Source organism: Providencia xihuensis (assembly GCF_041953405.1).
Lineage (GTDB): Bacteria > Pseudomonadota > Gammaproteobacteria > Enterobacterales > Enterobacteriaceae > Providencia > Providencia vermicola.
In genome coordinates this window covers 1,881,976-1,895,302 of sequence record NZ_CP169565.1, presented here as the reverse complement: position 1 = coordinate 1,895,302, position 13,327 = coordinate 1,881,976, and the positions used below count along the sequence as shown (strand labels likewise).

Sequence of the window (13,327 nt, the reverse complement as noted above, 5' to 3'; positions counted from 1 at the left end):
GTATTTCATAATATTCCTTGAAGATTTACTTAGTGAATCTCCATTATAAATATTAATATAGGCAAATCAAATTAAAATAAACACAACTAAATAGTTTATCTAAGATATCTCACAGATTGACCATCAAACATAGAATGGCGTTTTACACGTCTTAATTTTTCGGAGCAACTTACTGACTCAGAAAAAGAAATGTACGCCGTTTTCGTATCACCATTAACGCCTACAACTGCAACGTCTTTGTCCGAAGCAGTAATGGAACATGAGAAATAGCCATCAGTCTCATAAACCTCATCATCAATAGTGATTACAATCACTTTCCACATATTTTTAATATGGAAACAAGTTGGTTTAATAATAAAAGTGAAAAACATTTTCTTCTTTTTCACCATGGCTTATATTATTAACAGCCCCTCCGTTTTTTCTATATTATCTGCACTGTGCATAACTATAATCGACTTGATTTTGTTACCCCAATAGTTTTCTATAGAAACAAAACCTTTTTGCCCGCGTTCGTTATTAGCCATATTAACCCCTTTATTATCTAATATCACCTTCATCAAAATTAGATAATAAGTCATCGATTTTTTAATTAAACATTATTTTTCAACAGAGCTAATTATCTTTATTTTGATTTACTTTAAATAATAACTTGGCATAAATACATATCCCTCCGAGCCTATACGCGTTATAATTTACCCATTGTATACCACTGTTTATGAGGACTTATGAGCTACTTTTTTGCACACCTTGCTAGAATGAAACTAATTCACCGTTGGCCACTCATGCGTAATGTCCGAACGGAAAATGTCTCCGAACACAGCTTACAAGTTGCGATGGTTGCTCATGCACTTGCCATCATTAAGAATAAAAAATTTGGGGGTAATGTTGATGCATCTCGTATTGCTTTACTTGCCATGTACCACGATGCCAGTGAAGTTATTACTGGAGATTTGCCTACGCCTATCAAATATCATAATCAACAAATTGCCCATGAATACAAAAAAATAGAAAAATTTGCCCAACAAAAGCTGTTGGATATGCTACCTGATGAGCTTCAAGATGACTTCAGGGAGTTAATTATTGAAGACTTACAATCTGAAGAAGAACATTTTATTGTTAAGCAAGCAGATTCCCTGTGTGCTTATTTAAAATGTTTGGAAGAGTTGTCTGCGGGAAATAGCGAATTTAAATTGGCCAAAAAGCGCCTTGAAAAAATGCTAGCAGAAAGAAAAAGCCCTGAAATGGATTATTTTATGGAAAAATTTGTTCCAGGTTTTACGCTTTCGTTAGATGAAATTAGCAATTAATATATAAGTAGTATGTTATATCTACTTATATATCTGTTAATTTACCAATCTAAAAACTGTAGGCTAGATCTAACTTCACCTTATAAAATAGCTTAACCAACTTTGTTTAACTTTACACTACAACCTATCATTGTAGAGAATGCAACATACAATGTTTTTGCATCCCCATTAACGCCTAATATTACAAACTCAGAATCATCAATGGAGATAGTACAACGTAAAGGCTCTTTAGTTTCATAAACCGCCCCACTCTTAGTTACAAGTTTTATTGACCAAAAATCATATGAATCTATTGTAGCTCGCTCAAATAATATGGTAAATATTCTTTTCAGTTCAGTCCTATCTGGAATGTCATAAATTGTCTTTGAGGTATTTAATTTTTTGGTTACATCAAAATAACCAGAAACAAAGTGAGTTAATTCAACACTTGATAACTCTTCCCCCCAATAGTTTTCAAAATCACAGTAACCGTAAGTAAAACGCTCATCTCCCCACGATTCATTTTGACTCATTTCATTATCCTATAATTGATATGTAGTGAGTTGAAGAGAATATCAGTAGAGAATTCACTTTTAAAAGATATTAAATATTATAAATTTATTATTTTTAATATCAAAAGGGCTCTATTATATTTAGAGCCCTTTATTGAAGTTATTTTTATATTGACTTAAAACGGAAATAGTATTGGAATAACCGCAATACTGATAAACATCACAATAATCGTAAACGGTACACCAATTTTTAAGAAGTCAGAAAACTTATATCCCCCAGGGCCAAGCACTAAGGTATTAACGGGTGATGAAACGGGAGTCATAAATGCAGCAGATGCTGCGATACCAATTACCATTGCAAATGGTAAAGGGGATACCTCCATTTGCCGTGCGGCAGCAATCGCAATAGGGGCCATAAGGACTGCCGTGGCAGTATTAGAGATAAACAACCCAATAGTGGCACACAGAATAAATAAACACAGTAGCATCACATGTGGGCCTAACCCCCCTGCGACCTTCATTAGGCCATCAACCGCAAGGGCAATACCGCCCGTTTCTTGCAAAGCAATAGCAAACGGCATCATACCGACGATTAAAATAATACTTGGCCAGTGAATAGATTTGTACGCGCTTTCCATGTCAATACAGCGGAATTTACCCATCAGTAAGCAAGCTATCAAAGCTGCAATAAAATTTGGGATCTCATTGGTTACCATCATGGCAACCATCAGTGCGAGACAAAACAAGGCATGTGGTGCTTGTGACGCAGCTGGCGCAACGGCTTCAACCTCAGCAGCCAAATTTAGCACAATAAAATTACGTGGTTTTGTCGATAAGATACGAATGAGTTTCCAATCACCGATCACCAACAAAATATCACCAAGGCGTAGAGGCTCATCCACTAACTTGCCATCTAATGCCTTACCATCACGGCGAATACCCACCACGTTCAAGCCGTATCGTGTACGAAACTTAATGTCCCGTAAACTTTTTCCCAGTAACTCAGAGTCTGGGTTCATAGAAACTTCCGCCATCCCCACATCACGGGACTGGTCAGAGAAATAGTCTCCACGTAAAATCATTGGCTCAAGCAATTGTTCACTGCAAAACAGGCGTAAATCGTCATCACTTACAGAAATATCGACCAATAAAACATCTCGTTCACGTAGCTCTGTTCCGCCCGTTGCGCTGACCATCACACGGCGAAATTTCCGCCAGCGCTCAATCCCCACCACGTTAGCTTCATAACGTGAACGTAAATGGAGTTCATCAAGGGTATGGCCAATCAACGGTGAACCTTTGCGGATAGCTAAGCGGCGTGCACGGCCTGTCAGCTTATAATCACGAATTAAATCACGGAAGGTACGGCGGTAGCGTTCAGGAAGTTTATCAGGCTCATTACTGCCCAACCAGCGACGTGTTAACCACATATAGGCAATACCTGCCAGCAAAATAAGAATACCAATAGGAGTAATTGAGAAAAATTGAAAGCCTTTGATGCCTTCGCGTACTAACTCACTATTTACGACCATGTTAGGTGGCGTCGCGACTAGGGTCATCATGCCACTGATTAGCCCTGCAAAGCCTAGTGGCATCATTAATCTACCTGGCGATGTTTTCATTCGCGCAGCAACACTCAACACGACAGGAATAAAAATGGCAACAACACCTGTCGAGCTCATAAAGGCACCGAGCCCAGCGACTGTCAGCATCAAAAACACTAACATTTTGCTCTCGCTACTTCCTGCAACGCGAACAAGCCAATCCCCCATTTGATATGCGATCCCTGTACGAACGAGACCATCACCAATAACGAACAATGCCGCTATCAATAACACGTTCGGATCAGCAAAGCCTGATGTCGCTTGTTCTAATGTTAAGGTGTCGCTGAGCACAAACGCAACAATCACCAGTAATGCCACCACATCCATGCGGATTTTATTCGTGGTAAAAAGAACGACCGCTATCAGTAGGAGGGTTAATACCCACAGCAATTCTCCGTTCAAAATATCCCCTTTCGACGAAAAAAAACATTGCTAAAGATTTTCTTTAGTTAACCACGTTTTACGGAGAATTTCTTTGATTAGATCACGATTAAGGTAACTTTGACACTAAAAGTTCATAATCCCCATTAATGTCTGGTCCCATAACAGAAATTTGCTCTAACGAACTGACAATTACATCAATTTCATCACGACGCGGTAAGCTTTCTGGAGCATGGACTGCGACCACTTGGCAACCTGCACTAAGTGCGGAATGAATGCCTGCTTGGGCATCTTCGAAGGCAATGCAGGATTTTTCAGGCAATGAAAGTGCTTTAGCCCCTAACATAAACGGTTCTGGATCAGGCTTACCTTTAGACACTTTTTCAAATGTTACCCAATGTTTTGGCTCAGGCAGTCCCGCCGCTTGTTGGCGGCCATGAGCAATTGGCACTGTCCCCGATGTGACAATTGCCCACGGAGCTCCAATTTCATTTAAACGTGACAGCAAGGCAATCGCACCAGGTAGGGCCACAACGCCCTCCACATCTTCACTTTCCATTTTTTCTAACCAGCGAAAATACCCCATAATTTCTTCATCACTCGCCTCGGGTAAAAAGTGACGCAAGCTAGTTAACGCGGGTTTTCCATGGATAAAATTAATGACTTCGGCTGAGTCTACACCAATTCGTTCGCCAAACTTACACCAACAGCGCTCAACCACTGCCAAGGAATCTGCCAATGTGCCATCTAAATCAAATAGAAACCCTTTTGCCTTTAATTTCACGTCTACCCCTTTATTTGCTATTCACATAATAATTGAATCGATTCTGGCCCATTAGTTAACGCTAAATGGGCACATACACGCAACCTCAATATTAAAAATAATTAAGAATTGATACTAAGGCTTAGATTTGAATGCTTATGAGAAGTAAAAATCATGAGAAAAGAATGAAATTTGGCGTTCTAAATTATCCGCGTTGTCGCTAGGCGACTAGAGAGGATATCTCGGGGAGCATACACTAGTATGTAACCCGAGTAGCCGAACGCAGTCAACACCGCTACAGCCCAAAATACGACGAGCAAATATGCTCTAAATTATTCGCGTTGTCGCTAGGCGACCAGAGAGGATATCTCGGGGAGCATACAAAAGTATGTGACCCGAGTAGCCGAACGCAGTCAACAACGCGACAGCGCGAAGAATGACGAGCATTAGGCGTTTAAGATCTGGGAAATCTCCACCGCTGATAGATGATACTGCCTTGGACACGCATGCCAAATCGACAACATTCGCACATATTTCTCCCACATTGGCGTTTGTGAGTTGAACCCATGAGTTCCGCTATCAAAATGGGTATAACGCCCTTCTGTGTTCACCATAAAGCGCACATAGCTTAAATAGCGTGCTTCTGTTGCTGCATCAAAACCTAAAAATTGGACTCGGCGACCATCAATATCTTGTTTTTCAGGCAAATTACTGTAGGAAACTTGCAGTGCATGGTACATCTCCATAATTTCAATCACTGTGCGACACGTTTCTTCGCTTAAATGACCGAAATCTCTGTCTAGCTCACGCATCTGTAACCCAAAACCGCGTTCAATAATTGTTTGCAGGCGGCGATAACGTTCCGCGTTATCTGGGTCTAACATTGTCATCATTTTGTATTGATTTGATAAAATCAGGCGTTGGGCATTCGTCATTTCCATCACAGCTCTCCTACAGAAAAGTATGGCTTATCTTCGCACTCAACCCACATCTAAGACAGTGAAAACATCGCTTTTATTGATCTAAACACGCTTTTTGTATTACTTATTGTTAAATCTAGCTTTTAACAATAACTGTACAGCCATTTTTTGCTAAACATCTTCCATAAAAGAGCGATCTAATTGGTTAAATGCACGCTTAAGAAGGTCAGCCAACGCCATATAATCAGGCTGTTGTTCAACAGGTGCCATTGCTATTCCAGCCGCCGTAAATTTATCACGGATCTCATAAAACCAGCTCAGCAAGCCAGATGGCAATGGTGTAGACGCACGTTTCCCTAACCACCACAACCCTTGCATTGGTAAACTGCAGGCAAATAATGCGGTTGCGATGGCGGGGCCAAGCTGCCCACCTAAAGCGATTTGCCAGGCGAGCGTGAAAATAGCAATGGGTGGCATAAAGCGAATACCAAAACGTACCGCTTTATTAATTCTGATTTCAGGGAAGATAGGTGACAGTTTTTTTTCCATAGGAAAAATTTTCAGATATCGATTGCCTAATCTGAAGCGTTTAAAAAAACCTGGAGGTGTGTTTTGCAATGTACTCATGAATCGTTTCCTATGCACTTCTAAAACTGACTAGCTGCCGTTAAGCTTACGCCATTGTGAACAAGAACGCACACTTAAGTTAAACAAATTATTTTATTCAATTTACCTTAAGATAAGCGACTTTCATTAAAATCAGCTATTCTAATAAATACCTAACTTCGTGCTATAACTACACTTTATACGACACTTATGATTTTAATCAATCAAACGACCTATTTTTAAAAAAAACGTATAAAATATAAAATATTTTTAGTAGAATCTGCCACATTTAGAATTGCTGTTGAATTTGTTACTTTATCGCTTTATCCATCTTTTTAATAAAAAGATAGACAACAGTTATATATTGGGGTTTTGGTCGTTATTTCAACACCAGATGCGAAGTTTTCTTTTATATTGCACTTTGCACAAAAGAGTAACGATAGCTTTATAAAACCCTTGAAGATTACCAAGATCTTTAACTTTTTCGCCTTTAACATGATATCAATCATGATGTTTCAGGTCATAAATACGCTAGGCTCTAACACGCCATATTTTTATATCTGAGTCTTTTTCATGTTTTTTAAAGGCTTCACAACAACAATTAACGATAGGTATTTCCATGTCAAGTAAGCTGGTACTGGTTCTAAACTGCGGTAGCTCCTCACTGAAATTCGCCATCATCGATCCAACTAACGGTGACGAGTTTTTATCCGGTTTAGCTGAGTGTTTCAATCTCCCTGAAGCCCGTATTAAATGGAAAATGGATGGTGCTAAAAAGGAAGCTCCTTTAGGTGCTGGTGCGGCGCATAGCGAAGCATTGAATTTCATTGTTAACACCATTCTTGCTGAAAAACCTGAGTTGTCAGCGCAAATTACATCGATCGGTCACCGTATTGTTCACGGCGGCGAGAAATTCACCTCTTCTGTTTTAATCACTGACGACGTGATTGAAGGTATTGAAGCGGCAATCCCATTTGCTCCACTGCATAACCCTGCTCACCTAATTGGTATTGAAGAGGCAAGAAAATCATTCCCTCATCTGATCAACAAAAACGTGGCTGTATTTGACACCGCGTTCCATCAGACAATGCCACAAGAAGCCTATCTGTATGCCCTGCCATACGAATTGTATTCTGAACATAGCATCCGCCGTTACGGCGCACACGGCACAAGCCATTTCTATGTTTCTCGTGAAGCGGCGAAAAAACTCAACAAACCTGTTGAAGAATTAAACGTTATCACTTGCCATTTAGGCAACGGCGGTTCTGTCACTGCGATTGTTAACGGTCAATGTGTTGATACCTCTATGGGCTTAACCCCATTAGAAGGCTTAGTCATGGGAACACGTAGTGGTGATATCGACCCTGCCATCATTTTCCATTTACATGACGCTTTAGGCATGAGTGTTGATCAAATCAACAAAATGCTGACTAAAGAATCTGGCTTATTAGGCTTAACTGGTGTAACAAGCGATTGTCGCTATGTTGAAGACAACTATGGCACAAAAGAAGATGCAACCCGTGCAATGGACGTTTTCTGCCACCGTTTAGCGAAATACGTTGGTGCATACAGTGCACTGATGGAAGGCCGTCTTGATGCTATCATCTTCACAGGTGGTATTGGTGAAAACTCCGCACAAGTTCGTGAAATTACCCTGAAGAAACTGGCTATCCTTGGTTTCGAATATGACCACGAACGTAACTTAGCGGCACGCTTCGGCAAAGAAGGTTTAATCACTACCGATAACAGCCGTCCAGCGCTGGTTATCGCAACCAATGAAGAGTTGGTTATCGCTCAAGATACTGCGCGTTTAACCGCATAAGAAACTTCTACCGCCAGCAAATGCTGGCGGTATCGTTTTGTCATTAGAGTAACCGAAATAAAGAGGTTCCCGTGTCACGTACAATTATGTTAATACCTACCGGCACCAGCGTTGGCTTAACAAGCGTTAGTCTAGGTGTCGTTCGCTCAATGGAACAAAAAGGTGTTCAATTAAGCGTTTTCAAACCTATCGCACAGCCCCGCATCTCTGGCAATAAAGACCAAACTACTGAAGTTCTGCGCTCCCATTCAAGTATTACGACCATTGTTGAACCACTGACCATGGAATACGTTGAATCACTGCTGACATCCTCTAAAAAAGACGTATTAATGGAAGAGATCGTGGCTCGTTACCATGATCATACTAAAAATGCGGAAGTGATTTTAATTGAAGGCTTAGTGCCAACGCGTAAACACTCTTTTGCTCAGTCATTAAACTATGAGATAGCCAAAACGTTAGGCGCTGAAATTGTTTTTGTTACTGCGACGGGCAACAGCTCAATCACTCAAATGCAAGAGCGTTTAGAGCTGGTTCGTAACGAATTTGGTGGTCAACGTAATAAAAATATTATCGGTGTTATCATTAATAAAGTGAATGCACCCGTTGATGAACAAGGCCGCACTCGCCCTGACCTATCTGAAATCTTTGATGATTCAACCAAAGCAACCGTTGCAAATCTCGATCCTAAGCAACTTTCTGCGCTAAATCTGCCTGTGCTCGCGTCTATTCCATGGAACTTCGATTTAATCGCCACGCGTGCAATCGACATGGCAAAACACTTAGGTGCGGAGATTGTTAACGAAGGTGAAATCAAAACTCGCCGCGTTAAATCTGTCACATTTTGTGCGCGTAGCATCCCGCACATGCTTGAGCACTTCCGTCCAGGCTCACTGTTAGTGACCTCTGCTGACCGCCCTGACGTACTGGTTTCAGCATCTTTAGCAGCAATGAACGGTGTTGAAATTGGTGCGGTTCTGTTAACGGGTGGCTACAACATCGATGCCCCTATTCGTCAACTGTGCGAACAAGCATTCGAAACTGGCTTACCTGTCTTCATGGTGAAAAGCAACACATGGCAGACCTCCCTAAACCTACAAAGCTTCAGCTTAGAAGTACCTGCGGATGACCATGAACGTATCGAAAAAATTCAAAACTACGTGGCTCGCCATATTAGTAGCGACTGGATTGAATCTTTAGTAGCTGACTCTGAACGTCCAAACCGTTTGTCTCCACCAGCATTCCGCTACCAATTAACCGAATTAGCACGCAAAGCGGGCAAACGTATCGTTCTGCCTGAAGGTGATGAACCTCGTACGGTTAAAGCAGCGTCTATCTGTGCTGAACGCGGTATCGCAACGTGTGTTCTGTTAGGCAACCCTGACGATATCCGCCGTGTTGCTGCTGCACAGGGCATTGAATTAGGTACGGGTATTGAAATCGTTGACCCAGTTAAGGTTCGTGAAGAATACGTTGCACGCCTTGTTGAGCTGCGTAAGAGCAAAGGCATGACCGAAGTTGTTGCTCGTGAACAACTTGAAGATAACGTGGTTCTCGGTACATTGATGCTCGAAAAAGGCGAAGTAGATGGCTTAGTTTCAGGTGCAGTGCATACCACCGCCAATACTATCCGTCCACCGCTTCAGTTGATCAAAACTGCGCCAGGTAGCTCACTGGTTTCATCGGTGTTCTTTATGTTGTTACCTGAGCAAGTCTTTGTTTATGGTGACTGTGCAATCAACCCAGATCCAACCGCTGAGCAATTATCTGAAATCGCTATCCAATCTGCGGATTCTGCAAAAGCGTTTGGTATCGACCCGCGTGTTGCAATGATCTCTTACTCAACAGGTGATTCAGGCGCAGGTAGTGATGTTGAAAAAGTGCGTGAAGCAACCCGTTTAGCGCAAGAAAAACGCCCTGACCTGATGATTGATGGTCCATTGCAGTATGATGCAGCGGTAATGGCTGATGTGGCGAAATCGAAAGCGCCTAACTCCCCTGTTGCAGGTAAAGCAACGGTGTTTATCTTCCCTGATCTGAACACGGGTAACACCACCTATAAAGCGGTACAACGTTCGGCTGACCTCGTATCAATCGGCCCAATGCTGCAAGGTATGCGTAAACCAGTCAATGACTTGTCTCGTGGTGCGTTAGTTGATGATATCGTTTATACCGTTGCGTTAACCGCTATCCAAGCAGTACAAAACGAAAACGCATAGTTAATCAATTATTGCGATGAATGCCAGCCAGTGTCACTGACTGGCATTTTTTATTATATTAATAAACTAACAATAATCTCTCTTAGCCAATTCAACGCGTTATCTGCATCACTTCGTTCATGCCAAATCATTTGAAAATCAAGAGGCGAAATAGCAATCGGCGGTTCAAATATCACACAGTGTTCATCTATTTTCTGTGAAAAAATCTTTTGAGCGATAGTTAAGATGAGATCTGTACCTACAATAAGTTGTGGAGCAACTTGCCAATAAGGTACTGTTATAGCGACACGCCTATGCTGATTTAAGCGTTTTAATTGCAAATCCACCTCATTTGTATCAAACGGTTTCATACTCACTGCAACATGCGGATAAGATAACCATTCGTTTAGCTCCATCGTTCCGTTTGGGCAAATTGATTTGTCTGCCACACTCACCATTTTATCTTGGAAAACAGACTGTGCACGTAGTGTATTATCTAGCGCATTAAACACGCCAAATGCTAAATCTAAACTCCCTTCTAGCAACTTGTTTTGCATTTCTTCTCGGCTACAATGCCAAATTTTCAAATCCACATCAGGTGCATGTAATCGCAGATAATGCGTAAGCGGTTGTGCAATTATTGCCGCACCATAATCTGACAGCGCAATATTAAACCGTCGATGGCACAAAGCAGGCTGAAAGTCTTGCAGAGTAATCAAGTAGTCCAACTGTTCCAATGCCTGTGCTAATGGCCCATATAATGATTCCGCTTTACTGGTTAATTGATACTGCCCCTGCCAGCGCACCAAAAGTGGGTCTTGAAATAATTCACGAAGCTGATTCAAAGTATGACTAACTGCGGGCTGGCTTTTATATAAAGCCTCCGCAGCACGGCTAACATGACGTTCTCGCAATAGTACCAATAAGGTAACTAATTGATTCAAATCTAATCTTCTTAAGTTATTCATCTGGCGAATATCACCTTATAAAAATGTTCATTTCCTAATCAGTTCCCCGCTCATTAAGCTTATCTTAAATCAATCATATTCCCCTGTTAACTTTGAGGTTTATATGTCTACACTTTCATTATCTGGAATTATTTTAGCTTTGGCTGCTCTATTTGCAGGGGTTGTCGTCCCGATTCAAGCTGCAAGTAACGCCGTATTAGCCCGCCATTTGGGGCATCCGCTTTGGGCGAGTGCCATTTCACTGATTATCAGTATTATCGTTCTTATTCCACTATTATTTGTTTTTAAAGTACCAAAACCCAATTTTAGTGTTGAACTATTCAGCCAACCTATTTGGATCTGGTTTGGTGGGATAGCCGGTATGATTTACCTCACTTCGGCATTGATTTTAGTTCCTAAGATTGGCAGTACGACCTTCTTTGTTATGGTAATTGCAGGGCAATTAATCATTTCGGCTTTGATAGAGCACTTCGGCTGGTTTGGTATGCCACAAAATCCAATACCGTTCGGTAAAATATTCGGCATAGGTTTGGTCATTGCTGGCGTATTGTGTGTTCAGCTGTCTCGTAAATAATTGGCATAAAAATACCCGCATAAAGCGGGTATTTATTTTAGGTTGGTGTCGTAATATTACTTTTTATGGGTAAATAACGACACCACCACCGCAACAATAATATTCAGAATAAATGCAGCAATACCGATATTCATAAAGCTCAAACTTTCCCCTAACCAAGGGAACAATTGTGCTAACGAAATTTTCTCGATATAGGTTACCGCGAGAAATAATACCCCCGCTGAAATCCCACAGATAGCTCCCGCTGGCGTCATTGGGTTTTGCTGTTTAAAACTCATCAATAACGCAGGGAAAAATTGCGCCACAATATTTACACCGAGCAGCATAATTGCCACTAACGTGTCATTGCTATGAAAAATAAAGTACAAACTTACTAATGCCACTAATGGCACCATATAGCGCGCATAGACACCAGACTGACGCTTTTCTTCACTTGCACCCACCGCTTTTTGTACCACGCCCGCCAACATATTGGAGGTCGTTAGTAGTAGCATCGAACCTGGCACTAAGGCAGTTAACATCCCTGCTGCACCGATAAAACCAACAACAACAGGTGAAAACGTCTCTTTCGATATTTCAAATAGTGATAAATCCACTGCTGAACCTTCAAGGTGTGGAATTTGCAATATCGCCGCATAACCAACAAAAAAGGCAAAAAGCATAATCAAGCTATACGCTGGAATTAAAATACTATTTCGCTTAAGTGATTTTTCATCCTTAGCGGTAAATACCGCCGCCATATAGTGAGGCCAGCAAAAATAGGCCACGACAGATAGGAATATTGTGGAAATATACCAAGGAATATTCAGCCCTGTTTTTGGGAAGGTTAAGAAGCTCGGCATGGCGGTATCAATGGCTTTAAACATATCACCAAAGCTGCCGTAATAATGCAACGGAATATAAATCCCAATAAACACCACAACAATTAAGATCATTAAATCTTTTAGTGCGGATGTCCAAGCTGACCCATGTATACCTGAAATCATCACAAACAGCGTAACAGCAATAATACCAATCCAAATCGCCATATCTGCAGGGATCGCACCATAAGACGCTTGTGAAACAATAATACCAAGACCTTTCAATTGGAGCACAAATAATGGCACCATTGCCGCAATAGAAATTAGACTAATTAACAACCCAAGCCCTTGGCTATTATATTTCTTGGTAAATAATTCAGAGATAGTTCTAACATCGTTATCTTTTGCAAAGCGCCAGACCCGCGGATGCACCCAATATAAAAATATCCCCATAAACGCATTTACAGCCAAGGTGTAGAGGATTGCGGGGCCTTTACCATATGCCCAACCACTTCCCCCCAGAAACGTAAAGGTGGTGTAGATTTCCCCTGCACTCAGTAAGAAAACGAGCAGTGCCCCGTAGCTTCGCCCCCCCACAGACCATCCTTCATGATCCATGGTTTTTCCCTTTTTCGCTCTAATCGCCAAATAAATGCTGAAAAGGAAAAATACCGTAATAATAATTAATGCGGAACTCATGACGTTTCCTTAAGATTTTTATTGTCTAACACATTAATTAATAACATGATAAGTGCTGTCACGATCACCCATGCCACAATCCAAAACATCAAAAAAGGTAACCCCATTACAAAGGGCTCAACCTCATTGGCATAATAAATTCCAACGGTTAATGCCAATACAGGGAAAATAACGAGGTAGTGATACCATCTCATAAA

General features: G+C 41.2%; 13 protein-coding genes. 4 read left to right on the top strand and 9 right to left on the bottom strand.

Features of this window, described 5'->3' with window-relative positions; all coding sequences use genetic code 11:
- Window positions 1–392: 392 nt before the first annotated feature.
- Window positions 393–524 (bottom strand): hypothetical protein, encoded by a 132-nt coding sequence (locus ACE2AL_RS08385; protein WP_272516247.1) that lies wholly within the window; start codon window positions 522–524, stop codon window positions 393–395.
- Window positions 525–725: 201 nt separating this feature from the next.
- On the opposite strand from ACE2AL_RS08385, the gene yfbR reads away from it, so the two are divergent.
- Window positions 726–1,307, top strand: coding sequence for a 5'-deoxynucleotidase (gene yfbR, locus ACE2AL_RS08380; RefSeq protein WP_349422348.1), 582 nt, complete (start codon window positions 726–728; stop codon window positions 1,305–1,307).
- A 92-nt stretch (window positions 1,308–1,399) separates the two neighbouring features.
- Here yfbR and ACE2AL_RS08375 read toward each other — a convergent pair whose 3' ends face one another.
- From ACE2AL_RS08375 to yfbV, 5 genes are all read right to left on the bottom strand, one after another.
- Window positions 1,400–1,819, bottom strand: a complete 420-nt coding sequence (locus tag ACE2AL_RS08375) for a hypothetical protein (RefSeq protein WP_272539645.1) — start codon at window positions 1,817–1,819, stop codon at window positions 1,400–1,402.
- Window positions 1,820–1,974: 155 nt separating this feature from the next.
- A complete protein-coding gene (locus ACE2AL_RS08370; protein WP_206082356.1) occupies window positions 1,975–3,804 on the bottom strand; it encodes an SLC13 family permease in 1,830 nt (609 codons plus the stop codon).
- 88 nt (window positions 3,805–3,892) lie between these two features.
- Window positions 3,893–4,567 (bottom strand): sugar phosphatase, encoded by a 675-nt coding sequence (locus ACE2AL_RS08365; RefSeq protein ID WP_272574092.1) that lies wholly within the window; start codon window positions 4,565–4,567, stop codon window positions 3,893–3,895.
- A 425-nt stretch (window positions 4,568–4,992) separates the two neighbouring features.
- On the bottom strand, window positions 4,993–5,487 hold the full coding sequence (locus ACE2AL_RS08360) for a YfbU family protein (RefSeq protein WP_206082358.1): 495 nt from the start codon (window positions 5,485–5,487) through the stop codon (window positions 4,993–4,995).
- A 150-nt stretch (window positions 5,488–5,637) separates the two neighbouring features.
- Complete coding sequence (gene yfbV / locus ACE2AL_RS08355; protein WP_206082359.1) at window positions 5,638–6,093, bottom strand: terminus macrodomain insulation protein YfbV; 456 nt, start codon at window positions 6,091–6,093, stop codon at window positions 5,638–5,640.
- 598 nt (window positions 6,094–6,691) lie between these two features.
- Here yfbV and ackA point away from each other — a divergent pair.
- Both ackA and pta read left to right on the top strand, forming a co-directional pair.
- Window positions 6,692–7,894, top strand: a complete 1,203-nt coding sequence (gene ackA, locus ACE2AL_RS08350) for an acetate kinase (RefSeq protein ID WP_206082360.1) — start codon at window positions 6,692–6,694, stop codon at window positions 7,892–7,894.
- 71 nt (window positions 7,895–7,965) lie between these two features.
- A complete protein-coding gene (pta, locus tag ACE2AL_RS08345) occupies window positions 7,966–10,110 on the top strand; it encodes a phosphate acetyltransferase (RefSeq protein ID WP_206082361.1) in 2,145 nt (714 codons plus the stop codon).
- Window positions 10,111–10,163: 53 nt separating this feature from the next.
- Here pta and ACE2AL_RS08340 read toward each other — a convergent pair whose 3' ends face one another.
- Window positions 10,164–11,057, bottom strand: coding sequence for a LysR family transcriptional regulator (locus tag ACE2AL_RS08340; protein WP_375084241.1), 894 nt, complete (start codon window positions 11,055–11,057; stop codon window positions 10,164–10,166).
- A 103-nt stretch (window positions 11,058–11,160) separates the two neighbouring features.
- Here ACE2AL_RS08340 and ACE2AL_RS08335 point away from each other — a divergent pair, with 103 nt between their 5' ends.
- Window positions 11,161–11,631: a DMT family transporter gene (locus tag ACE2AL_RS08335; protein WP_206082363.1), complete on the top strand. Its 471-nt coding sequence runs from the start codon at window positions 11,161–11,163 to the stop codon at window positions 11,629–11,631.
- Between the two features lie 56 nt (window positions 11,632–11,687).
- Here the strand turns inward: ACE2AL_RS08335 and ACE2AL_RS08330 are convergent, their stop codons facing one another.
- Both ACE2AL_RS08330 and ACE2AL_RS08325 read right to left on the bottom strand, forming a co-directional pair.
- Entirely contained in the window at window positions 11,688–13,130 is a 1,443-nt protein-coding gene (locus ACE2AL_RS08330; RefSeq protein WP_349414927.1) for a sodium:solute symporter, read from the bottom strand.
- The gene (locus ACE2AL_RS08325; protein WP_206082365.1) at window positions 13,127–13,324 is read right to left on the bottom strand and encodes a DUF3311 domain-containing protein; all 198 of its coding nucleotides are present in this window, start codon (window positions 13,322–13,324) and stop codon (window positions 13,127–13,129) included. Before ACE2AL_RS08325 ends, ACE2AL_RS08330 begins: the two co-directional genes overlap by 4 nt.
- Between the last annotated feature and the right edge of the window lie 3 nt (window positions 13,325–13,327).